Origin of the sequence: Nodosilinea sp. FACHB-131 (assembly GCF_014695395.1) — a bacterium.
In the GTDB taxonomy this organism is placed as follows: domain Bacteria; phylum Cyanobacteriota; class Cyanobacteriia; order Phormidesmidales; family Phormidesmidaceae; genus Nodosilinea.
In genome coordinates this window covers 316,754-339,721 of sequence record NZ_JACJOF010000027.1, presented here as the reverse complement: position 1 = coordinate 339,721, position 22,968 = coordinate 316,754, and the positions used below count along the sequence as shown (strand labels likewise).

21 protein-coding genes, 1 pseudogene and 1 riboswitch are annotated in these 22,968 nt (G+C 58.2%); of the genes and pseudogenes, 9 read left to right on the top strand and 13 right to left on the bottom strand.

Annotated features, from left to right (window positions below):
* The first annotated feature begins 54 nt into the window (after window positions 1-54).
* Complete coding sequence (locus H6F75_RS17965; RefSeq protein WP_190753820.1) at window positions 55-498, top strand: hypothetical protein; 444 nt, start codon at window positions 55-57, stop codon at window positions 496-498.
* 19 nt (window positions 499-517) lie between these two features.
* Here the strand turns inward: H6F75_RS17965 and H6F75_RS17960 are convergent, their stop codons facing one another.
* Together H6F75_RS17960 and H6F75_RS17955 are read right to left on the bottom strand one after the other, a co-directional pair.
* On the bottom strand, window positions 518-2,110 hold the full coding sequence (locus H6F75_RS17960) for a TM0106 family RecB-like putative nuclease (protein ID WP_242020101.1): 1,593 nt from the start codon (window positions 2,108-2,110) through the stop codon (window positions 518-520).
* Entirely contained in the window at window positions 2,100-2,276 is a 177-nt protein-coding gene (locus H6F75_RS17955; RefSeq protein ID WP_190753819.1) for a hypothetical protein, read from the bottom strand. Before H6F75_RS17955 ends, H6F75_RS17960 begins: the two co-directional genes overlap by 11 nt.
* Window positions 2,277-2,461: 185 nt before the next feature.
* On the opposite strand from H6F75_RS17955, the gene H6F75_RS17950 reads away from it, so the two are divergent.
* From H6F75_RS17950 to H6F75_RS17935, 4 genes are all read left to right on the top strand, one after another.
* Window positions 2,462-3,673 (top strand): aminotransferase class V-fold PLP-dependent enzyme, encoded by a 1,212-nt coding sequence (locus tag H6F75_RS17950; RefSeq protein ID WP_190753818.1) that lies wholly within the window; start codon window positions 2,462-2,464, stop codon window positions 3,671-3,673.
* Between the two features lie 79 nt (window positions 3,674-3,752).
* Window positions 3,753-5,675: a tRNA uridine-5-carboxymethylaminomethyl(34) synthesis enzyme MnmG gene (gene mnmG, locus H6F75_RS17945; RefSeq protein ID WP_190753817.1), complete on the top strand. Its 1,923-nt coding sequence runs from the start codon at window positions 3,753-3,755 to the stop codon at window positions 5,673-5,675.
* A 42-nt stretch (window positions 5,676-5,717) separates the two neighbouring features.
* Window positions 5,718-6,497, top strand: coding sequence for an SDR family oxidoreductase (locus H6F75_RS17940; RefSeq protein WP_190753816.1), 780 nt, complete (start codon window positions 5,718-5,720; stop codon window positions 6,495-6,497).
* A gap of 9 nt (window positions 6,498-6,506) precedes the next feature.
* Window positions 6,507-7,352, top strand: coding sequence for a M28 family peptidase (locus tag H6F75_RS17935; RefSeq protein WP_190753815.1), 846 nt, complete (start codon window positions 6,507-6,509; stop codon window positions 7,350-7,352).
* Here H6F75_RS17935 and H6F75_RS17930 read toward each other — a convergent pair.
* The 5 genes and pseudogenes from H6F75_RS17930 to H6F75_RS28200 all read right to left on the bottom strand — a co-directional run bounded on the left by H6F75_RS17930 (window position 7,326) and on the right by H6F75_RS28200 (window position 13,815).
* A complete protein-coding gene (locus H6F75_RS17930; protein WP_190753814.1) occupies window positions 7,326-7,946 on the bottom strand; it encodes a M23 family metallopeptidase in 621 nt (206 codons plus the stop codon). The genes H6F75_RS17935 and H6F75_RS17930 overlap by 27 nt on opposite strands.
* Window positions 7,947-8,199: 253 nt before the next feature.
* Entirely contained in the window at window positions 8,200-11,163 is a 2,964-nt protein-coding gene (locus tag H6F75_RS17925) for a glycerol-3-phosphate acyltransferase (RefSeq protein ID WP_190753813.1), read from the bottom strand.
* 121 nt (window positions 11,164-11,284) lie between these two features.
* Window positions 11,285-11,953, bottom strand: coding sequence for a hypothetical protein (locus H6F75_RS17920; RefSeq protein WP_206754690.1), 669 nt, complete (start codon window positions 11,951-11,953; stop codon window positions 11,285-11,287).
* A 366-nt stretch (window positions 11,954-12,319) separates the two neighbouring features.
* The gene (locus tag H6F75_RS17915) at window positions 12,320-12,694 is read right to left on the bottom strand and encodes a CU044_2847 family protein (protein ID WP_190753811.1); all 375 of its coding nucleotides are present in this window, start codon (window positions 12,692-12,694) and stop codon (window positions 12,320-12,322) included.
* Between the two features lie 231 nt (window positions 12,695-12,925).
* A pseudogene (locus H6F75_RS28200) lies at window positions 12,926-13,815 on the bottom strand (DUF1838 family protein).
* 260 nt (window positions 13,816-14,075) lie between these two features.
* On the opposite strand from H6F75_RS28200, the gene H6F75_RS17900 reads away from it, so the two are divergent.
* Window positions 14,076-14,603, top strand: a complete 528-nt coding sequence (locus H6F75_RS17900) for a 2TM domain-containing protein (RefSeq protein WP_190753809.1) — start codon at window positions 14,076-14,078, stop codon at window positions 14,601-14,603.
* Window positions 14,604-14,678: 75 nt separating this feature from the next.
* Here H6F75_RS17900 and hypB read toward each other — a convergent pair whose 3' ends face one another.
* The 4 genes from hypB to cobM all read right to left on the bottom strand — a co-directional run bounded on the left by hypB (window position 14,679) and on the right by cobM (window position 18,224).
* Window positions 14,679-15,380 carry a hydrogenase nickel incorporation protein HypB gene (hypB, locus tag H6F75_RS17895; protein WP_190753808.1) on the bottom strand — a complete coding sequence of 234 codons (702 nt, stop codon included), beginning with the start codon at window positions 15,378-15,380 and terminating at the stop codon, window positions 14,679-14,681.
* A 17-nt stretch (window positions 15,381-15,397) separates the two neighbouring features.
* Window positions 15,398-15,787 (bottom strand): hydrogenase maturation nickel metallochaperone HypA, encoded by a 390-nt coding sequence (gene hypA / locus H6F75_RS17890; protein ID WP_190753807.1) that lies wholly within the window; start codon window positions 15,785-15,787, stop codon window positions 15,398-15,400.
* A 112-nt stretch (window positions 15,788-15,899) separates the two neighbouring features.
* The gene (locus H6F75_RS17885; RefSeq protein ID WP_190753806.1) at window positions 15,900-17,096 is read right to left on the bottom strand and encodes an agmatinase family protein; all 1,197 of its coding nucleotides are present in this window, start codon (window positions 17,094-17,096) and stop codon (window positions 15,900-15,902) included.
* A gap of 107 nt (window positions 17,097-17,203) precedes the next feature.
* Window positions 17,204-17,309: riboswitch (guanidine-I (ykkC/yxkD leader) on the bottom strand.
* Window positions 17,310-17,351: 42 nt separating this feature from the next.
* Window positions 17,352-18,224 carry a precorrin-4 C(11)-methyltransferase gene (gene cobM, locus H6F75_RS17880; RefSeq protein WP_242020097.1) on the bottom strand — a complete coding sequence of 291 codons (873 nt, stop codon included), beginning with the start codon at window positions 18,222-18,224 and terminating at the stop codon, window positions 17,352-17,354.
* 312 nt (window positions 18,225-18,536) lie between these two features.
* Between cobM and H6F75_RS17875 the strand changes: the two genes are divergently transcribed.
* The 3 genes from H6F75_RS17875 (at window position 18,537) to H6F75_RS17865 (ending at window position 21,749) form a co-directional block, all read left to right on the top strand.
* Window positions 18,537-20,567, top strand: coding sequence for a serine/threonine-protein kinase (locus H6F75_RS17875; RefSeq protein ID WP_190753805.1), 2,031 nt, complete (start codon window positions 18,537-18,539; stop codon window positions 20,565-20,567).
* A gap of 105 nt (window positions 20,568-20,672) precedes the next feature.
* Window positions 20,673-21,140 (top strand): hypothetical protein, encoded by a 468-nt coding sequence (locus H6F75_RS17870; RefSeq protein WP_190753804.1) that lies wholly within the window; start codon window positions 20,673-20,675, stop codon window positions 21,138-21,140.
* Window positions 21,141-21,239: 99 nt separating this feature from the next.
* Window positions 21,240-21,749: a transposase gene (locus H6F75_RS17865; RefSeq protein ID WP_139297000.1), complete on the top strand. Its 510-nt coding sequence runs from the start codon at window positions 21,240-21,242 to the stop codon at window positions 21,747-21,749.
* 116 nt (window positions 21,750-21,865) lie between these two features.
* Here the strand turns inward: H6F75_RS17865 and H6F75_RS17860 are convergent, their stop codons facing one another.
* Together H6F75_RS17860 and H6F75_RS17855 are read right to left on the bottom strand one after the other, a co-directional pair.
* A complete protein-coding gene (locus H6F75_RS17860) occupies window positions 21,866-22,324 on the bottom strand; it encodes a GatB/YqeY domain-containing protein (RefSeq protein ID WP_190753803.1) in 459 nt (152 codons plus the stop codon).
* A 164-nt stretch (window positions 22,325-22,488) separates the two neighbouring features.
* On the bottom strand, window positions 22,489-22,944 hold the full coding sequence (locus H6F75_RS17855; protein ID WP_190753802.1) for a hypothetical protein: 456 nt from the start codon (window positions 22,942-22,944) through the stop codon (window positions 22,489-22,491).
* Between the last annotated feature and the right edge of the window lie 24 nt (window positions 22,945-22,968).

Below are 22,968 nucleotides of genomic sequence, written 5' to 3'. Positions count from 1 at the left end.
GGGCTATAGAAGATTGAGACCAGTACAAAACCTTTTACTGAGATTTTTAGCGCTATGGGGTTAAGCGATATTTTAAGTGACAAAGCTGTGAAGGCTCAGGTAGTGGCTGACTGTGCCTCCCTAATTGATGGCCAGGTGGCGTCTAAGGGTGGCTTTGGCGGTATGGCCTTAAAAACCACCTACGGAGTCATCAAGGGGATGAACTCAGGCTACATTCCTGGAGCCATTGAGCGGATGTTGCCCGAGGTGGTGACCTCCCTAGAACCCCTGTGGGCTGAGGGCGAGCAGGCGGGCGACCCAGTGGCCTATCTGACTCAGAACCAGGTGCGAGCTGCCGATGTCATCTTAGGCGTGACCGATCGCCGCATTGCCAAGACCGACAACGGGATGGTGCGATCGTCGTATACCAAGCTGCGCCAGTCGGTCAAGGGCGACGTGGAGAGTGCTGTAGCGGGGCTAGCCGAGATTTTTGGCCGCCATAGCGTAGTTGTCTCCTAGGCACTAGAAGACAGACTGCTTAGCCAATGCTTTGGTAGAGCTGATCCCAGTAGGGTTCAGCAAACTTAACTAGCCAGTCTTTGATGTGGTAAGTGGCCCGGCAGTCGTCTTCGTTGTAGCGCAGGATGGCATCTAAGTAGGTGCGATCGCCGGTTTCAGCCCAGGCGTTGTACCAGCAGATTGACTGGGCTCCGTTGGCTCCCTCGTCGCGCCAGTCAAAGCCCATCCAGCGGGCAATGTGCTTGAGGGCGTAGCTTTCGATGGGCAAAGTGACGCCATCGGTGATGCACTTGTGGATATCAAAGAAGCGATCGAGTAGCGCCTCAATGCGGCGGTGGGGTGTGCCGTAGAGCTGCCCCAGCTTGCGAACCGCCTGGGCCTCGTAGGGGCAGAAGTGGTAGATCGGCGCGTAGGGATAGGTGTGCACCAAATCGAGAAAATCGTTCCAGGCGCGGCGCTCCTGGTGGTGGTTTTCGGCCAGCAGGGCGTGGAAGTTAGTCTCACCAGTGCGGTGGTTAACTACCAATACCCCGTGAAGATAGATGAGGTTCTGATCGGGGGCGGCCTCGATATCAAAGTACAGCTCGACTTCGCCCTCGGGTAAATCTTCGGGCCACAGCGGGAACCCATGGGGAGCGTGGGGAGCGCTGCGCGGAATAGCGCGGTTGTCGATTAGGGCCTGAGCCTGGTGAACCAGCTTTTCGGCCACTTGTTCGCCAAAGCCGGGCAGGGGAGCAAGGTGGGCAGGACTGGCCAGGGCCAGGGCGGCAACGGTGGTGAGGTGATGCTGCTTCAGCAATTCGTAGCGGGCAGGGGTAACCCCTGGCAGCAGCGATAGGTGGCGGGTTGCTCTGGCCTCGGTGTAGCAATGGTTAAACCAGTGGCAGAGATCGCAGCGGCTGTGGGAAATAAACAGCTCAGGCGTAGCGGTACTGCGCAGTTCCCTAAGGCAGTCGTTGAGCACCATTTGCAGCTTGGGTACCAGCCGCGCCAAGTCGATGTGGTAGGTTTGCCCACCGCGCAGGGATAGGCAACTGGTGTCAGGCCACACCCCCTGTACCCGCGAGAGCACGTAGGCATGGTAGGCCGCGACCACCTGATAGTCGAGCTTCGGCTTTTTGCCCAACTTGATATCTACAGGTATGTAGACCCAATCGCCCCAGCATGACCAGCCGGGCCGCTTGATCAGCAGGTCGGGCTGGCTCACTAACTGCACCCCATCTACCGCCGAGGGGGTTGCCAATACCCCTTGGCGAATGGCCTCAACCCCCTCAGCCATCAGGGCTAAAGTAGCTCTTGCCCCAGCGGCCCAGTCGCCCGATGGAAACTCGGGCCGGTAGAGGGGATAGTAATCTTCGAGCACTCGCTCACGGTGGGAGAAGCTATCTTGGCGCAGCTTGAGCAGGTAGTCAGAGGGGGACGCCTGCTGGGTGCGATCGCCATACAGATCTAAAAAGGCCCGTCGACTACAGCGCTGGTAGTGAAACAGCACATCGTCGGTGAGCCATTTAATTAGAGGTTTAGGCGTTGTCGTTTCAGCTGGAAAGCTCAGGGGGCTTTGCGGGCCACCCCCTGAACTGGAACGCGGTGGCAGGGGGTGACTAGCAGACAAAACGAGTTGTGGGGCAGGTGCTAGAGAACAAAGAAAAAGGCTGCTGTTGCGGATGCATCGAAGCTGTAGCAGCGCTTAGAGTGCCGACGGGCATGGCCACGCCACAGTGCTGCGACAACCATTGCTGGGTATCATCGCTCCACTGCTGCTGCCAATCACTTCCCATAGCTGACCACTGGGTTGGGAATCAATCCCACGGTTTTTATTTTCTTATTCTAAGCATGTTATACCCTATGGCAGCTTCCGGGGAAGCGAGGCACGGTTTAGGTCGCTTGCGAATGGGCTAAAGCTGCCCCAGGGTTGGGCTGGGTGATATAGGGTTGAAAAGATGCCCTTAATCCCCTAACCGTGATGGATTCTTCTGCCGCTGTGCTCGATCGCCTGGCTCTTCACCGCCAGCAGTTTCCGGCCCTGAGGGGTAAGCAGTACTTTAACTATGGCGGGCAGGGGCCGATGGCCCAGGCTACCCTAAACGCCATTTTTCAGGCCTACCACCGCATGCAGGAAATGGGGCCCTTTTCGGGGGCAACCAACCAGTGGGTGATGGCCGAGGCGGCCCAAACCCGGGCGGCAATCGCCGCTGAACTCGGCACCACCGCCGACACCATTACTCTCACCGAAGATGTCACCGTCGGCTGCAACATTCCCCTATGGGGCATTGCTTGGAAGGTTGGGGATCACATATTGCTGTCAGACTGCGAGCACCCCGGCGTAATCGCCGCCGTGCAGGAAATTTGCCGCCGCTTCGACGTCACCTACAGCCTTTGCCCCCTATTCGAAACCATGAATGGCGGTGATCCAGCCGCAGTCGTGGCTAATCACCTGCAACCCAACACCCGGCTGCTGGTGATCAGCCACATTTTGTGGAATACCGGCCAGGTGCTGCCCCTAGAAGGCATTGTCGGGGTGTGTCACGATCGCCCCAACCCGGTGCTAGTGCTGGTGGATGCCGCCCAGTCGGTCGGTGCTTTGCCGCTGGATCTGCCCGCGCTTGGAGTCGATTTTTACGCCTTTACTGGTCACAAGTGGTGGTGCGGCCCCGCCGGGCTGGGCGGGCTCTATACGCGCCCTGAGGCCATGGCCCAGATTGCTCCCACCTTCATTGGCTGGCGCGGCATTACCACCGATGCTGCCGCCAACCCCACCGGCTGGAAGCCTAACGGTCAGCGCTACGAGGTAGCGACCTCAAACTATCCGCTGCTGGCGGGGTTGCGGACGGCGATCGCCCATCAATCTGAGTGGGGCACTGCGGCTCAGTGCTACCAGCGCCTGGTGGAACTCAGCCAGCGGCTGTGGTCGCAGCTGCAAGAGCTGCCCTACATTCGGCTGGTGCGGCAGACCCCGCCCGACTCAGGTCTGGTTTCCTTCTGGGTTTTGGAGAACGGCGAACCTTCCCCAACCTGGCACAAGCGACTGGTGGATGAGCTAGAAACCCAAAGCGTGTTTTTGCGTACCCTGCAAGCGCCTAACTGCGTCCGCGCCTGCACCCACTACCTCACCCTGGAGTCAGAAATAGATGACTTGGTTGCTGCTATTAAGAACATCCTCTCAGACCTGACATAAATTCAAAGACCCGCTGGCTAGAGACCCACCGGCAACCCGCTAAACTAGAAGTCCGTGAGTACTATTGTGTCCAGATTGCATGATCGCTTCAGGTGCTGCTGACTTTCTCGATGAATACGATGTGGTTGTCGTTGGTGCCGGCCACTCGGGCTGTGAGGCGGCCCTGGCCTCGGCGCGTCTAGGCTGTCGTACCCTGATGATTACCCTCAATCTCGACAAAATTGCCTGGCAGCCCTGCAACCCCGCTGTGGGCGGCCCGGCAAAATCGCAGCTCACCCACGAAGTCGATGCATTGGGGGGCGAAATTGGCAAAATGGCCGATCGCACCTACCTGCAAAAGCGCGTGCTCAACAATTCTCGCGGGCCAGCAGTGTGGGCTTTGCGGGCGCAGACCGACAAGCGCGAATACGCCGCCGTGATGAAAACTATCGTCGAAAACCAGGAGAACCTGGTGATTCGCGAGGGCATGGTGACGGATCTGGTGCTCGGCCCCAACGACGAAGTAGTGGGGGTTGAGACCTACTTTGGTGTCGCCTTCAAATGCAAGGCCGTTATTTTGACGACCGGAACATTTCTGGGCGGCACTATCTGGATTGGCGATAAATCGATGGCGGCGGGCCGAGCCGGAGAGTTTGCCGCCACCGGACTGACCGACACCCTCAGCCGTCTCGGGTTTGAAACCGGGCGACTCAAAACCGGCACTCCGGCGCGGGTTGATCGCCGTTCCATCAACTTCGATGTGCTCGAACCCCAGCCCGGCGATGATGACATCCGCTGGTTTAGCTTTGACCCCGAGGCCTGGGTTGAGCGTGAACAAATGCCCTGCCACCTCACCCGCACCACCGCCGCCACCCACCGACTCATCCAAGAAAACCTGCACCTGTCGCCAATTTACGGCGGCTGGGTCGATTCGAAAGGCCCTCGCTACTGCCCCAGCATTGAAGATAAAATCGTGCGCTTCGCCGACAAAGAGAGCCACCAAATCTTTCTGGAGCCCGAGGGGCGCGACATTCCTGAGATCTATGTGCAGGGCTTTTCGACCGGCCTACCCGAGAGCCTGCAACTGGCCATGCTGCGGACGCTGCCAGGGCTAGAGCAATGCGCCATGCTACGCCCTGCCTACGCTGTGGAGTACGACTACCTGCCCGCCACCCAGTGCTACCCCACCATGATGACCAAGCGGGTTGAGGGGCTATTTTGCGCGGGCCAGGTGAATGGCACCACTGGCTATGAGGAGGCTGCTGCCCAAGGCTTTGTGGCTGGGGTCAACGCTGCCCGGCTGGTGCGCGGTCAGGAGATGCTGGTGTTCTCCCGCGAGCAGAGCTACATTGGCACCCTGCTTGATGATCTGTGCACCAAGGATCTGCGGGAACCCTACCGCATGCTGACTTCGCGCTCAGAATATCGGCTGCTGCTGCGATCGGACAACGCCGACCAGCGCCTGACCCCCCTGGGCCGCGAGATTGGGCTAATTGACGATCGCCGCTGGGACGTCTTCACCCGCAAGTGCGCCAACATTGCTGCCGAAAAAGAACGCCTGCACGAAACCCGGGTCAAAGAGCACGATGAGCTAGGCCAGCAGATTGCGGCGGATACCGATCAGCGGATCAAAGGCTCGATTACCCTGTCCGATTTGCTGCGCCGTCCGGGTCTGCACTACGGCGACCTAGACCGTTACGGCCTCGGCAATCCAGCGCTGATTCGTGAAGAAAAAGAGGGGGCCGAGATCGATATTAAGTATTCGGGCTACATTCAGCGGCAGCAGAACCAGATCGACCAGGTGGCCAAGAGCACCAATCGCAAGCTGCCTGAAACCCTCGACTATATGGCGATCGACACCCTCTCAAAAGAAGCCCGCGAAAAGCTGAACCAGGTCAAACCGCTGACCATTGGCCAGGCCTCGCGCATTGGCGGCGTCAACCCTGCCGACGTCAACGCCCTGCTGGTGTACCTGGAGATTCAGTCGCGGCGTGGGCAGGCGACCCCCGCTGCAATTCGCTAGGATCAAGCTGATTCTCTCTAGCTAACTCTGTTGAGGGCAAACATGGCCAAGCCAATTCTGATCACCGGGGCTTCTAGCGGCATTGGCTATGAGCTGGCGAAGGTATGTGCCGCCCACGGCCACGACTTGGTGCTGGTTGCTCGCCGAGAAGAACCTCTGCTAGCGCTTAAGGATGAGCTACAGTCGGCCCACGGCGTGCTGGTGCTCACCTATCGGGGCGACCTCACCGATACCAACACCCGCTACCAGTTCTATGAATGGACTCAGTTCAAGGGCATTACGCCCTACGCTCTGGTCAACAATGCTGGGTTTGGGTCGGTGGCCGCCTTCGCAGAGGCCGATTGGGAGAAGCAAAACGCCATGCTTCAGCTCAATATTGTGGCGCTAACCCACCTGACTCGACTCTATCTGCCCGCCATGATTGCCCAAAGTCAGGGCCGGATTCTCAATGTGGCTTCTACGGCAGCGTTTTTGCCGGGGCCTTATATGGCGGTGTACTATGCCAGCAAGGCTTACGTGCTGTCCTTTACCGATGCGATCGCCACTGAACTTGAGGGTACCGGCGTCACTGCTACCAGCCTCTGCCCTGGCCCCACTCAATCAGAGTTCCAAACTCGAGCTGAGATTAAAGACGCCAAGCTGTTTGCCAGCAAAACCCTACCCACTTCGGCGACAGTTGCTGACTACGCCTATACAGCCATGGAAAAAGGCCAGCGCATTGCTGTCCACGGTACGAGTAACAAAATGATTTCGCTGGTGACCCGGCTGCTGCCCCGCAAGAATTTGGCCAACATCACAAAGGGACTGCAAAAGCCTGCCTAGGTGAAACCCTTGCGCGATACTGTCCTCAAATCTCGGCTAGTGGCTCATTTGGAGCAGGTGGTGGGCGATCGCAGCCCCTACTTTGCCTCTGCCAACCACTTCTTTGTGCAGCAATACATCCAGCAGGAGTTCTCCCGCTGGGGCCAAGTTGCTGCTCACAGCTTCGAGCATCGCGGTCAACAGCACACCAACTGGATCCTGAACCTGCCGGGGCGAGATTCCCATCGTCCGCCTATTCTAGTGGGGGCCCACTACGACTCAGTGCCCGGTTCCCCTGGAGCCGATGACAATGCCACCGGCGTTGCGGTGCTGCTGGAGCTAGCCCGCGCCTTCGCCGAGCAGCCCGGCAAATCTCCCCTACGCCTGGTCGCCTTTGACCTAGAAGAACTGGGCTTCGTCGGTAGCGACCACTACGCCAGAGATCTACACCAGCGAGGTGAGGATCTGGGGCTTATGCTCTCCCTGGAAATGCTGGGCTACTGCTGTCACCAGCCCCACTCCCAGAAGTACCCACCCGGGTTAGAGCGCATCTACCCTAACCAGGGCAACTACGTCGCCCTGATTGGTCCCTGGCAGAGCATTCCGACTATGGCAGGGCTGTGGTGGGGGTTTCGTGCTGCTGGGGTGCGTAGCCAGTGGCTACCCGTTGTGAACCAGGGAAAGGCTGTGCCCGACACCCGTCGCAGCGACCATGTCCCCTTTTGGGATTTGGGCTACCCGGCCATTCTGGTGACCGACACTGCATACCTGCGCAACCCCCACTACCACCAGCCTACCGACACCCTGGAGACGCTAGATCTAGATTTTCTCACCCAGGTTTGCCAGGGATTAATCTACAGCCTGCGCCGTCTGTGAGGCCTGCTGATAGTCGAAAGCTGCCTTGAGTACCAGGGCCGGATCGACCCACGCCCCGTCATACTTGAGTCCCCAGTGTAGGTGTGGGCCAGTGGTGCTGCCGGTCATGCCCACGCGACCAATGCGTTGGCCTGCGGTCACCATTTGCCCCTGGCGAATCTCAATGCCACCGTCGCGATCGACCAATACCCGGCCGCCTTCTTTCTCGATTACAATGCTGCCCTGCATATGACAGTAGACGTGGGTCCACGAGCCGGATTGAATAATGGCGGCGGTGCCGCAGGCGGTGTGGTCGTGCACCTCAACTACTTTGCCCTCCCACCAGCTGCGAATATAGCTGCCCATGGGGGCGGCCAAGTCTAGCCCGTAGTGAAAGCGGTTGCCCCCCATGGGATGTTGTCGGTAGCCAAAGGGTGACGTGTAGCGCGAAAAATTTTCTAGGGGGAACGATGACCCCAACCAGGGGTTAGCGGCGATCTGCTCTTCGGCAACCACTTGGGGAGTTGATTGAGTGAGTTCTGTCATCGTGCCAATGCCAACGCTAAGCGCAACAATCCAACCCAAGGCTCGCGCCCTGTCAAAGCGACTATCCATAGCTGCAAAACCGAGTTGCTGGAGCCTGCAACAGTACAATTGCATTCATAATAATAGTGCAATTGTACTAATTTGCCAAGCTTTTCCCTTTGGAGATCTGAAGGGGTTGATGGGGTGTGACTCTACAGGCCAAGCTTGGGCCAACTCTGTGGAGCCGGTCCTGATTAGGCAGGCCAAACGCCATTTGCACCTACAGAGCTGCCTCGGGTTAAATCGGGGTTGTAGAATGCAGAGCTGGGCTCAACCTATTGCTCTATTCGCTACCCGCTCCCAAGGCCAGACTGTTCGCGGGCGGTTCTAGCACCTCTACAACGCCGGTTTCGCCATTTACCCGTACCCATTGGCCGGTGTGTAGCCGCTGAGTGGCGTTGGTCACATCCATTACGGCGGGGATGCCGTACTCGCGGGCAATGATCGCTCCGTGGGAGAGACGACCGCCCACTTCGGCAATCAGGCCCTGGGCGCGGGCCAGCAGGGGCGCCCAACCGGCATCGGTGTAGGGCACCACCAGAATGAAGGGGCCATTGGCAGCAGCTACGGCTTCAAGCTGCGTCACTACCAGCACTGGACCCGCAACGGTGCCGGCACTGGCGCCAATGCCAGTGAGCTTTTGCTGCACGGTAGCCGTTGGCATGAGGGGAAGCTGGCGGCTGGGGGGCTCGTTGCCAAACACGAGGTAGGGAACGGCGGGCATCTTCTTGTCTCGCTCGTACTGGGCTTTGCGATCGCCAATCCGCTCCTGCACCGCGCGCCAGTCGGGCATCCTATTCCCCACCAACGCCTGGATTTCTTCCAGGGTGAGCAAAAAGATGTCATCCCGTTCCTGCAAATGCCCTTGCGTTTGCCACTGGGTTGCCAGGGCTAAAACGCTCCAGCGCAGCTCGGCTAGCAGCCGGTTGTAGATAGTATTCACCTGTCCCTTGAGATCGAGGCGACGCTGCACTGTAGTGGCTTTACCTTGTGCGGCGGCAGTTTTTGGGGGTGGTGGCTGCTGCACAAACTGGGCTAGCAGTTCGCGTACTGGGCCAGGGCTTTCTTGCCAGGTGGCTACGGCAATGTCAGTGCCCACGGGGCTGAGGTAGCCATATTGCTCAATAAACTGTCCCATAGCCTTGAGCAACGATTCGCCGTCGGTGCTTTCGGCCAGGGCCGTCATCAACGACGAGCTGTCGGTGATGCGGGCCAGCTCGGGCTTCGAGAGCGTCTGGCGAATGTCTTGGGCGATCGCCCGCAACGCCTCCAAGGCCGCAATCTCGTCATTTTGCATCGGGTTAAGGCTTTCTTCCGGCACCTTAAGCAGGGCGCGGCGCAGGGCAAAGCTCAGCGGGCCAAGGATGTTGTAGTAAGTGACTCGCTTCAGCAGCTCGAGAATCGTGTCTACTCGGTCGAGCAATTCCTGGGGCGTGAGGGCATCCCTGGGGGTATTGGCCAAGGCCTGCAGGGCGGGCTCAAAGCGATCGCGATTCTCCTGGGTAAACTGCTGCTCCAGCTTGAGTTCACGACGCAGCAGGCGTACCAGACCGGGCAGATTCCGCAGCGTGGAGCCCAGGGGAGGGCGACTAAACTTAGCCCCGCGGGTCAAAAACTCCAGGCTTTCGGCGGGCAGGCCCATGCGGCGGAAGATGTCCCCCAGCAGGGTGGCGTTGAAGTAGGCGTGGGCATGGTGCAGCGTAGCGGTGGCTTCAAAGTCGAGCCCACGGGCGCGATCGCCCAGCACCACCGTAAAAATCTCGCCCCACACGCCGCAGGTCAAAGGCCGATTGATCGACCAGGTCAGCGGGCGAATCGTGCCGGGGATCACCTCGGCGGCAATCTTGCGCGTCCACAGCGGTTGCAGCGTGGTGATGGGGCGGCTCTGCAACAGCCATAGGGTGTTGCCGTCAAAGCTCCACTCAATGTCTTGGGGAACGCCCTGGTAGCGGCTCTCGAGGTGGCGAGCTAAGTAGGCCACCTGCTGAAGCAGCCGCGAGGGGGTCTGGCCCTCGCCCTCTACCGTCAGTGTCAGCGCGTCGGAGAGTTGCCAATCGGCTTCGGCGATCGCCGCTAGGGGAGGCACATCGTCGGGCTGCACCAGCACCCGATACTGCTCGGGTGTTACCTGGCCCCCTACCACCTGGTCGGCCCCGCCAGGTAACGCTTCGATCACCACCGCATCGCCGCAGCGGGCAATCGGGTCACGGCTAAAGGCCACCCCCGAAAACTGCCCCTGCACCTGCTGCTGCACAATCACCGCCAGCCCCTGCTCGGGTAAACCCTTGCTCTGCCGATAGGCCTTGGCTTGAGGTGTGCTATAGGACGAGAACACTCGCACGATCGCCGCCGCTAGGGCCTCCTGACTAGTGATGTTCAGAAATGACTGATACACTCCCGCCGCTGAGGCGGTGCCCGTATCTTCGTCCTGGGCCGAGGAGCGGACGGCGAGGGGCTGGGTGGGGGAGGGCTCGGCGATCGCCAGCAGGGCGGTTGGGTCATCTCCGGCGGGCAGCACATAGCCACGCGGCACCGGGTAGCCCCAGGCTGTTAGCTGGCCCAGGGTGGCCGCTTTGTGGCCAAACTTGGTGGGGTCAAGGGGGCGATCGAGGGCAACAAGGGCGCGATCGCCGCGAAAAAACCGAAACATGGTGCGAGACTCCAATCGTCCTTGATCGTCAGGCAAATCGAGATCGTCAGGTAGCTTTTGATAAATCCAGGCGATCAGCCCGCTGAGGCAAGACATCGCCAGCACCAGCTCTCCATCTGAGTGGCGCAGAGCGGTGATCAGCGGCAGCAACACCAGCGACAGCAGCCGACCCTGACGCCGCTCGCGAAAGATGGTAAACCCTAACCCGCTGAGCATAAACGTCAGCAGCGCTGTCGGCCAGTCGTACGCCGCAATGCCCCACACCACGTTGGTGGTACCCGCTCCCTTAGCAAACCAGTAGCGGCCCATCACCAGCCCAATCAGAGCAATAATTTCCCACACTGGGTCTGCCGGAAAGTAGTGCCGCGCCAGTAGCACTACCCCAATGCCCTTGGCCGCCTCTAGTAAGACCGCCACAATGCCCGCCACTTTGCCACCGTGGTAGAAAGCAGCCGACACCCCGACATTGCCCGTGCCCACTCGCCGCAGCCGTTTCCCCGAGAGCAGCCGAGTTGACCACCCTGTCAGGGGCAACCCGCCTACTACCGGAGACAGCACAAAGATTAAAAAGGCACCCCAAACCTGGGTAAGGGTCATAGCCATTGTCGTTAGGGGTTAGATGACATCAGCAAAGGGCCAGGGCATTGTACTACCCCTTAAACCTTACACCGGGAACCTTCAACCCTCTGTATCCTTGAGCCATCATAGGGGTATAACCCTATTCATAGGGTCTAACGTCGTACTGGATGTAGGGCTGTGGCTGAGCTGGCGGCGGCAGGGGCTGCTTTTCGTAATAAAAGTAAGGGCTGGGCGGCATGCGCACCGGATACATCATCGGCTGAGGTGGCGGCTGATAGGTGCGCCGCTGAATGTGCATCAGCCACAGAGCAATAACTGCAAAGGCCGTGCCACCCCCCAAGACCAGCAGCATAAACAGACCCAAAATGCCCCACAGCAGCATGGTCTGAGTCTCGTTGCTGCGCGGTATCGACTCAATCAGTCGCACTTGCTGAGAGGTCATCTCCTCCACCGCCGTCTGGTAGGTGTCGAGTTGCTCCATCACCGCTTCCGTTTCAGCCTGCTGCCGCTCGAGCTGAGCTTTGAGGTCATCGGCCAGATTCTCCTGGGCGCGCAGCTCGTCTTGTAGGCTGTTCACCAGATCTTGCTGCCGGTTCAGATCGCGCTCAAAGCGGTCTTGCTGTAAATCTTGGCCAGCAGTGGGTGGCGATGGCACCGGCACGGTCTGAACGTTCAGACTTTCTGCACTGGGAGGAGGTGGCGGCAGCGACGGCGTTGTTCCCGTGCCGGTTTTGACCAGCAGCGTCAGAATAAACAGTGCACCACCGGCAGCGCAACAGGTGATTAAGATAGGTTTTTCCCTCGTCAATCCCTGCAAGATCTCATTCCCTTGTGGTGGTAGTGTTAGTTAGGATTTTCAGGAACGGTCTTAAAGACGATCAAACCCAGCCTAGAAGAAGGGTAACGCAGCGGTAGGTTTCCCAAGAGCGGTCTAGTAACCGACCTGCTGTGGGAATTGTCAGATATCCTGAGACCTGCGGCCTGCTGCATCCCATTAACAGTAAACAAGATGCAGAAAAAACCCGTGATTTCTAGGATCTATACATCAGATCATTATACATCGGCCCAGAATTGGCACAACAAAAAGCGGGTTTCTGCCAGGGTAGCCAACAAAAGCTAGCTATTTTGGCCGAAACCCGGCTGGGTGACGATGATTTCTAGTCCTAGGGGCTGCTTAGTTGAACGAGCACTCTACTGTAATTTTCAAGTTGCTCTCTGCGGTGCCTTTAGTAACATAGGGAACGCCTGCCTCTCCGCCGACCTTGAGGCCAAACTCTAGGGTGACTTTTTCGACATTAGCGGTGGCCATGTCTTTGAAGGCACTCATGGTGTGGCTGGTATAGGTGCGAATGGTGCCTTCAATGGCCTTAAAGCTCTGAGCTGCCTGAACTTGAACAGCTGAGTTGGCGCTGTTCCATCCCTTGGCGGTGCGGAAGGTTTCGCCAGAGGAGTCGGGGATCGGGGCCGAGTCAGGAGCAACCACGTCGTCGGTGGCCTCCATATAGATCTCGGTGCCATCCTCTAAGCGGATGGGGACCAGTTGAGTCATAGTGCACACTCCGATGGTTAAGATGCGTATCCAATCGCTAGCATTCCCAAAATCTAAGGCTGCTTGCCAAATCTAATACCAATCCTTCTTGGTTACACCCGATCGAACAGGGCGAATGCCACAGAGCCTCTGGCTCGGCTATGCCTAAGCCCCACGGTTTGGGCTGTGGGGAATCGGGGATGTGCGATTCGAATTTGGTAGGTGACATTTCTAGGCAGCGCAGCGCTCGGCTTAAGGCTGATGTTCTGCGCCATCTAAAAAATCGCGGAAGTTAGTCCAGGTGGTTTCGTTTGGGCGATTGTCGTTCAGGGGAGGCGGGGTTTGATATAGAGCAAAGTTATCCGCAATCTGGCTCCGCAGGGGTTCGGGCAATTGCTGCCACGACCCTACGCGAGTGCCGGCCACATGGACCACGAGTTCGCCGGGTTGCCCTCCCATCTTCATCCAGGGTAGCCAGGGAGATATACGGCTCCAGCTGACGGCTATATCGTCTATGTCCTGATCCGCTGAGGCCAGTAGGTGCGATCGCCGCGCCGAAAAGGTGAACATTTCCATCGCATGGTAATGGCCACCAACATAGTCTTGATAATCTCCCCCTAACGGATCAGCGTAGAACAACGGCAACGTCACCGTAAAAAAGAGGAGGTCTGTATCGCCAAAGTTTTGGAACTGAAGGCGTTGCCCAGTGGTGTCGGCCCAAAACGGGGAGGAATTGACAGGATCGTTGGCTACTGGGTGTACGGTCGTGGTTTCTCTAGTCCAGGGATTTTCCCAAGTGTTTAGCAGGGCGTTCGTGTCAGGGTCAAGTAGATCATCACCTCTCGGGTGACTTGTCGAAATCCGGCAGTACCGGTTTCAGACGTCAGTGATGTGCAGGCACGGGTACTCACACCTTGCACATTGAACAAATGGCGATCGGCTTCTCCGGGCCGGCGGCTAAAAACCTTACCCTGCCAGACAAAATACACGGTTTTGCCGTCTTCCACCGAGCAAAGCAATTTGCGAAATACCTGAAGCGCGTCCTCAGGGCGATTGAGATCGAGGGGGGTGGCGATCGCCGCCCCAGACCAGGCAGTGGCAGTCCAAAGCCCGACCGTGACTCCCAACAATTTTGATAGCATGAGCGTTCTCCTCAACGACAGGTAGCTGATGGACCGCTGATGCTGGTTGACCGGTCCGCATGCTTGGCCCAAGGCTGAGATCTCCAACCCTATCAAATCAAGCTATCCGGCCGTTAACCCTGGTTCAAGGTTGCTGGCTTGCACCAGCAGCTTGCGATCGCTCAAGTCTGTGACAATAGGTTTCCCGTACCCCAACCGCCCCCGCAAACGTTTAGATTTTGTTTATAAGAAAAGAGAGAATCTCGGCTCAGAGGGCGACGATGGCAGATTTGGCAACAGATGCTTACACCAACAATGGTGAGTTCTTATACCCGGCTGAGGATGCTCAGCAAATCTTGAGTATCGCGATCGCCCGCCAAACCGAGTCAGGTGAGCTTTCCCGTGCCCAGCTATTAGAAATTGCCGATGAACTGGGCATTTCCGCCGACACTCTAGCCGCCGCCGAGCGCGAGTGGGATGTGCAAAAGTACGAAGTTGCCGACCAAAGGCTGTTCGATAGCCAGCGACAGCAGCGGTTTCACCATGGGCTGTCTCAATTCGCTATCTATGGCGGTTTTTTGCTGCTGTTTTTGGTGCTGACGGGCGGCGTTGGGTTCTGGGGCGGGCTGGTGAAGGCTTTGCTGTACCTCACGGTGGCACCCTGGGGTCTAAAGCTCAGCTGGGATGCCTGGCGCATCTATCGCCCCAATGAATATGGCTACCGCAAGGAATTTCAGCGCTGGCGGCGCAAGCAGCAGATGAAGCGGGTGGTTGGCGGTGCCATGCGGCGCTTGCTGGGGCCATCCTAGCGACTTGCCAAATCTCTCCCTCTGCTGAAAGTTGGGGAGCACAAACAACGGCGTGCAGCCGCGCCGCGATGTAGCCTAGGCGTGGGTATGGGTCTTGGTTAGAGGTGATGCTTGAACGCGCGATCGCACCCAACCAAACCATTCCTCTAGTCCTTCGCCAGTTTTCGCCGAAACCGAAATGATCGTGCAGTGGGGGTTCATCTGCCGCACGTTGGCCGCGATTTGCTCGATGTTCACGTCTAGGTAGGGAGCCAAATCTACCTTGGTGATCAGCAGGCAGTCGGCCTCTTGAAACATGATCGGATACTTAAGCGGCTTGTCTTCTCCCTCAGTGATGCTCAGCAGGGCGACTTTAGCGTGTTCGCCCACCTCAAATTCGGCGGGGCAGACCAGGTTGCCCACGTTTTCGACCAGCACCAGATCGAGGGCATGCGGGTCGTACTGATGCTCTAGGGTGTGGATGCCACCGGCGACCATCTTGGCATCCAGGTGGCACGATCGCCCCGTGTTGATTGCGATCACCGGCACCTCGTACTGGCGCAGGCGATCGGCGTCGAGTTCGGTGGTCATATCGCCTTCGATGACGGCGATCGCTAGCTCTTGGTGCAGCCCCGCCAGCGTGCGTTCCAGCAGTGCCGTCTTCCCTGCCCCTGGGCTGCTCATGATGTTCATGCAGGTGATGCCCCAGCCGTCGAAGTGGGCACGGTTGTGGTCGGCCCCGGCCTGGTTGACGTGAAGCAGATCGATACCCAGGGCGACGTCAAAAGTCTGGTGCATTAGAGATCTCCTTGGGGTTATCGGGTGGCAGGGTCGGGAGTGAGGTGGCCCACCTCTGCGCCATCGTACTCAATGCGATCGATCTTCAACTCCCGCCCCGAGCGAATGTCATCCATTGGGGCTTGGCAGGTGGGGCAAGCATATTGCCGCCCAATCTCGGGTTGATACTCCTGCTGGCAGGGGTGGCAAAACGCAACCAGCGGCACGTCTTGAATCACCAGGGCAGCATTTTCAAGAAACGTTTGGCGAGTCTGCACTTCAAAGGCAAACTGCAACCCCGCCGGTTCCACACAGGTAAACTGCCCCACCATCAGATGAATTTTGGTGATGTTGGGGCGATCGGGCTGCGATTCCCACCAGTTGCGCACGGTGAGAATCAGAGCCTTGGTCATGTCGGTTTCGTGCATAGCGGGGAACAGGGGGGATAAAGAAGGTGAGGGAGATGAGGACGATAAGGGGGAGGGCTAGGGCCACGATCTTCCCCATCACCTCATCCCCCTATCGCCTCATCTTTTCTTCCTACTGCCACGGCTCGTCCACACTCATATTCGCCTCTTCGTGGATGTAGCTGGGCTTCTCGCGGCGGGGTAGCTGGCCCGACTTCACCAGATGGGCCATGGTGTCGCAAATCACGCGGGTGGCCATCAGCGCCGTCATGTCGCTGACATCGTAGGGGGGCGAAACTTCCACTACTTCAATGCCGCAGACGGTGGTTTCTTGCACGATGCGCTTGAGCAGGTAGAGGGCTTCGCGGGGCAGCAGGCCGCCGGGTTCGGGCCAGCCGGTGCCGGGTACAAAGCCCGCGTCGATGCAGTCGATGTCGAAGCTAATCCAGACGCAGTCGGTGCCGTCGGTGGCGCAGGCGATCGCAAAATCGGCAGCGGCGTCGAGGCCCATTTCGGTAATGTCGGTAACGGTGAGAATGTTGGTAGCTCGCTCGCGACACACCTTCACCCCCTGGCGGGGCACCTGCCAGCCGCCGATGCCCATCTGCACCAGGTTTTTGGCTGGGGCATTGGCCATATTGGTGGCGTGGAACCAGGGGCAGGTATGCATGCGCTCATCCAGGTCAGTCTCCTGGGTGTCAACGTGGCGATCGAAGTGGATGATGCCGACTTTCTTGTCGCCCAGGTGGCGGCAGATGCCCCGCACCGTAGGGAAGCCAATGGAGTGGTCGCCCCCCAGCAAAATTGGGAACGCGCCCGAGGCAAACACGTGGGCCACGCCTTTGGAGATCTGGTCGAAGGACTTTTCGTTGTTGGCCGGAATGGTGAACACATCGCCCACGTCGCAGAGGGTAATGCTCTCGCGCAGGTCAATCCCCATCTCAAAGTTGTAGGGTGTGTAGAGGGCTGAAATGCGACGAATGCCCTGGGGGCCAAAGCGGGTGCCAGGACGGTAGGTGGTGCCCGAGTCGTGAGGAATGCCGACGATCGCCACGTCGAATTCCCCAACCCGGCGCACATCTTCTATGTAGGGTGCCTTCAAAAATGTGTTGATGCCCGCGTAGTGGGGCAGCTCGCCGCGAGAGAAGGTGGGAATGGTGCGATCGCGAATGCTCGCCGCTGCCTCTAGGCCATACTCTAGGCCCTGAGAAACTTCCTGCTGCCAGCCGGTCATGGGTAGGCGAGCTTCCATTTCTAAGGCGCGCTGGGCCTCGGTCGAGCTGCCGTTCGGGCTTTGAAATACAGGGTCATTGGATGGGTCGGTAGTCATCGGAAAGCCTCACAGGGTTGCATTGAGCCAAATAAATCGCAGGTTTGGGAAGTGAGCAAAAAGCCCAGGAGATTTAAGCAGCAGCTAGATCTCACTGCTCCCTATCAATCTCCCGGGCTTTTATCCCGCCGTGTAGTTGGCGATTACCAACCCGCCTCTCTCGGACCAGCCGCTTAGCTTGGCAACCAAACCGGAACCCTAGAGGCATAATTTTTGATGCCAACACTCTAAGCCCAGAACCTCCCCCGGTCAAGGCTAGGTCGCAACCGCGTCTTGACTGGAGTCGGAAGGGGTGACTGAGCCATGACGCGGTCGGAACAGGTGGGTATGGTTGGGGTTGTAGAGCTGAGACCTGACCTTCTGCCCTCGCAGCGCTGGGCTAATGATGTACAACGTGGTGCGAATCAGGTCTCTTTCGCGGGTGGTTTTGGCCATCTCCGACAGGGGCACCACTAAGAGCTGCTCATCGGGCCAGCCGATGCGAAAGCAGATTGCCACTGGAGTATCCGGCTCGTAGTGCTGCAAAAGTTGTGCTTGGGATTCTTCCACGTGGCGGGCGCTCAAGTAAAGGCACAAGCTGGTCTTGTGGGCCGCTAGGGAGGCTAAATCTTCTGCTTCTGGTACCTGAGTGCGCCCGCTGATGCGGGTGAGAATGATCGACTGCACCAGACCCGGAATCGTCAGTTCGGCATTGAGCTTCGCCGCCGCCGCCTGGTAAGCGCTAATGCCCGGTACCACCTCAAAGGGTACCTCGGCTGCCGCCAGCGCCTGAATTTGCTCGTGAATGGCGCTGTAGAGGCTAGGATCACCCGATTGCAGGCGAATTACCGATTTTCCGGCCCGCACTCGCTCCACCATCAGCGGCAAAATACCCTCCAGGGTCATGGTGGCAGTGCCGATGCGCTCGGCGTCAGGGCGGGTCCAGGCCAAAATTTGCTGAGGTACCAGAGAGTTGGCGTAGAGAATCACATCGGCCTGACTCAGCAGCCGCTGGGCCTTAATGGTCAATAGCTCCGGGTCGCCTGGCCCCGCCCCAACGATATACACCCCCGGCGCCAGGGTCGCCCCTGCAGCGGGAGCATCGGTAGGAAAATCTTGAATTTTAGAGGAGGTCACAGGGCTAACCATAGGGCAAACGTCAACAATTCACATAGCCACTGGATCATAGCCACTTTGTTTCAAGTAACCGTGAACTCTAGGTATTTCACCGGAATTTAGCGATCGCTCTAGGAGATTGGAGCGGTAGATGCACCCTGATTCGGACCCCTGAGGATAGCTAACTCAGGGGTCTTTTTGTATTGAGACCTGGGCTGTTTCTTTGCCCAACTATACCGGGGGTGGCCCGCTTGAGCCGTTCACAGAAACAGCACGGGTTTGCGCTAATCTGTGACAAATGCATCGAACGCAACACTAGATAGCTGGATTCAGCAGTACGCACCTATGGCTGAAGCAGGACAGGGAGAACGATTGCTCGGAGGCCACTACCGGGTGCTGCGGCAGCTCAGTCGGGGCAGCTTTGGCGATACTTATCTGGCCGAAGACACCCACCGATTTCAAGAACTCTGCGTGCTGAAGGAGTTTAACCCCCAGGTACCAGGCAAGCTGGCTTTGGATAAAGCCCAAACTCTGTTTGAACGCGAGGCCAGCATTCTCTATCAGATCAACCATCCCCAAGTGCCTCGGTTTCGTGAGCTGCTGCGGGATCAGGGAAGGCTGTTTTTGGTCCAAGACTACGTCGAAGGCCCGACCTACCAGGAACTGCTCGATCGCCGTCGTGCCGTCGGCGAGAGCTTTAGCGAAGCGGAAGGGGTGCAGTTTCTCATGCAAACGCTGCCGCTGCTGCAATACCTGCACAGCATCGGCATTGTTCATCGCAATATTTCACCCGACAACTTAATTCAGCGCAATGCCGACGGTCGCCCGGTGCTGATCGACTTTGGCGGCGTGAAGCAGCTGGTGGTGAATGTGCGCTATCAGCTCGGGGTAGCCCAGCCCTACCAGGCGGCCGATGGCACGATCACCCGCCTGGGCACCGTGGGCTATGCCCCCGAAGAACAGCTTGAGTCGGGCCAGGTGAGCCCGGCCACCGACCTCTACGCTCTGGGCATGACGACCCTGGTGCTGCTGACGGGCAAAGACCCCAACGCCCTCTATGACGACCGCCGAGATCGCTGGATTTGGCCAGAGCAGGTTGAGCTATCGGCTACCCTGAGCCAGGTGTTGACTCAGCTGGTGGCTCACGATCCAGGCGATCGCTACCAGTCTGCTGGACAGGCGATGGCTGCCCTTAACCTGGCCCACCCCGACGCGCTCTCGGCATCCTGGTCGCAGCCCATGCCCATTCGCATGCAGCCCACGGTGCCACCGCCCCAGCCTGAACCGCCGAGGCCAGCGCCTACGGTGGCGATCGCTCCGGCGGCTCCCTACGCACCACCCATGGCCTACGATCCCACGGCTACCGTGGCCCCGCCGCCTCGGGCAGTGCCGGTGCAAAAAACATCGTCGGGGTGTTGGCCTGCCCTGGCTGGGTTGCTGGTTATGGTGGGAGTCGCCGGAGGGCTATGGTGGTGGCTAGACCCCCTGAGCCAGTTGGGGGGGGATGGCTCTGACGTTGTTTCGCCCGGCGGCAGTGATGTCAGCAATCCCAACCTCAGTGAGGCTGAGCGCGAGCGCAAACAGGCCCTGCGCGATCGCGCCGTCACGCTCAGCGTTGACTGGTCCTACGTCACCAGCCTGACCGACCAGCTATTTTATGAGCAAAACCCCGATCGCCAGGGTACTCAGCTCACCGATCAGCCCCAGGATGAGCCTTTGCGGGCGGCGTGGGATGCGATCGCTGCCGACAATCTAGACCTGATCGAAGCCAACCTCAGTACTGACGCCCGCAGCAAGCTAGGCCGCTATAACCCCACCGACAGCGATCGCTGGAAGCGCCAGGTCAACGCCCTCTACGTCAGCAGCAACGCCCTCTACGATTTGGCTGATGCCCGGTTCAGCCAGCTGTTTCCAGGGCGGGCAAGAGAGGGTTTTGTCGAAACTGCCGTCGACCAAATTTGGTTTGCTCTGGCCCAAGACCAAGTCAACGCCATGGAAAATGGCGAAAACCTGACCGAAGTTACCTTTGCGCAAGGCACCTTCAACCAGCAGCAGGAAGGCAACCTCAACCCTGGCCATGGCCAGATCTATGTTGTCAATCTCACCGCTCAGCAGCTGCTGCGTCTAAATCTGCAAGCCCCCCCGGAGAGCACCCGCCTCTCGCTCTACGTGCCGGTGCCCACCGACGAGCTGCCCCACATTCTGGCCGATGCCGAGCAAAACACCTGGGCTGGAGAGCTGCCCCAGTCGGGTTATTACGAGATTGTGGTGGTATCTCAATCAGAAAATGTCATTCCCTACCGCCTCACCGTGGCAGTTGATAACGTCATCAACGACATTATTAACCAGCCAGATCCGCCTGAAAAGAACAATTGATGTCAGCACAGCCTGCTTTCTCTAAGCGTTTCCAATTATTACCTTTTGCAACTCCAGGTGCAACTTAGGGCGATATTTGTTTGGGTCAATGCACTTTCCCCGGCTATGAACCACACTCTGCTCAACTCCATTCGGGAGTCTGACGGTCGCTACCTCAGCGATTTAGAACTACGGCCCCTAGCCCAGTTTGTGGCGTCCTTTGATACACGTTTTAAGACCTATACCCGCCTGAGAGCAGACGGTAAAACCCTGGTACTCAACGCCCTGCGCCAGCTCATGGTGGGTTCCTATCGCGAGGTGGTGCAGGTCCACGGAGCCAAGTGTCAGCGCGACATGCTCTATACCCTAGAGTGCATTGCTAAAGCCGTTCTGCTCGATGACCCGGACGGCTTTATGGAAGAGTATGTGATGTGGATGCAGAACATTACCCGCGCCCTGCATAAACAGGACTCTGCGATCGCCGCCTACCGCAGCTTGCAAGCTCAAGTGTTGGCTGCCTTACCGGAGGCGTCAGCCCAGCTCATCAACAGCTATTTAGACAAGCTCATTCAAGCTTTAAGCGATGGCCTGTAGAACAGCCGCAACAACACCGTAACTTCATCCCCAACCTTGATACTGGCCCGAGTCGGTTGGGAAGACTTAGGGTACTGGTGCTTTCATGGTTTGGCGCTCATGAGTCTACGCAATAACGCCTACGCCATAGTTGCTTCGAGGGCAAATATCTTGACTCATTCCGCTGCGCCTAAGCCCTACCTGATCAGGCTTTCGACCTTTCAGCAGCAGCCGCTACTAGGCGACTACAGGCAGGGCCAGCTGTGTCTCAACGACTGCGGCTTGATCGTGGCTGACGAGTGGGTCCGCTCTGCCGCCAATCGCAAAGGCATCGACCTCGATGTTTGGACAATTACCCCTACTAGCCTGCAAAGCATTGTCTTTTTACAGGTGCCAGCTACAGTTGGCGCCGGGCTAACCGGCATTGATGAAGGCCAAAAGCCCTGGCTGCTGTCGTCATTTATTGCTAGCTTTAAAGCGGTAGCGGCCAAGCGCATCAATCTGCGGCTTAACCAGTTGGGGCAGTCGGTGTGGCAGCGCAACTACAACGAGCACCTGATTGGTGACGACGACTATCTCACCGAGCTGCGCTACAAGCTGCAAAGCCAGAACCAACAGCCTACTGTATAGACATCACCCCAAAAGGCTGTGCAGAGTGTTTTAACCGGTCTAGCGATGGCTAGATCTTGTGGGAGCGATCGCCATTTGCCCCAACGGATTGAGTATGAAAAGGCTTAAATTCGGTTCTAGCCCGCTAGTTTGGCCTTGACCAAAGCCTGCACCTTCCCACCATCGGCGCGGCCTTTGAGCTGCTGCATGGCTGGCCCCATCACTTTACCCATATCTTTGGGCAACGAGGCCCCGGTCTGGGCGATCAGATCGTCAATGACGGCTTCGACTTCGGCATCGCTGAGCTGCTGGGGCAGATATTCTTCAATAATGGCTAGTTCTTCAGCTTCCTGGGCAGCCAGCTCGTCGCGCCCGGCTTTTTGGTACTGCTCGATTGAGTCTTTGCGCTGTTTGGCCAGCTGGGTCAGCACCTCTAGTTCTTGGTCGGCGGTAAGCTCATCTTGTCCGCTGGGGCGCACCAAAGACTCTTTTTCGAGAATCACTTTTTTAATGCTGCGAACCGTCTCTAGGCGCACCTTTTCTTTGGCCTTCATGGCGGTTTTGATGTCGTCGCTGATGCGGTCTTTCAAGCTCATGGGGAATCCTTACGCCTATCTCGACGGCGCGTTGTAGGCTACCCTTTCACTTTAATTCAAACCTCTGCTGGGGCGAGCAGGAGATGGGGAAGGTGGGGAGATGGGAAAGATAGAGGGAGAGAGCCAAGGTAAAAGGCAGCATCCCAAACACTCCCTCATCTCCCTTATCCCCCTATCTCCCTCATCTCTTCATTGCGACTCTCCAACTGCTGCTCTAAAAAGTTCACTAAATCAGCGCAGGTGAACAGCTGAGTTTCGTCGAAGTGCTCGCTGATATCAAGGCCAAAGGTTTCGTAGAAATCTTCACAGAGGGTGAGGCTCCAGTCAAACCAGCACACCGCTGGAAACGACAAATCGTCAACCAGGTGATCGCTGGGCTTGACGCGACCGATCTCGAGGCCGGAGTAGTCGGTGAGCTGCTGGTAAGTAAAGTCAATCAGCGGTTTGGGCAGCGGTCGGCGCACTGCCGGCGGGGTCCAATGGTAGCGGTACCACTCGTCGCAGGTGAGGCACGGGCGCGATCGCAGCCACTGGTTCACCCGTTGTCGGGCGACCATGTCGGGGCTGAGGGCCATGTAGGTGGTCAGGCTATTGACAAAGTTTTTCAACGGTTGCCACATCGGTTGCTGGAACGTCAAGCCCTA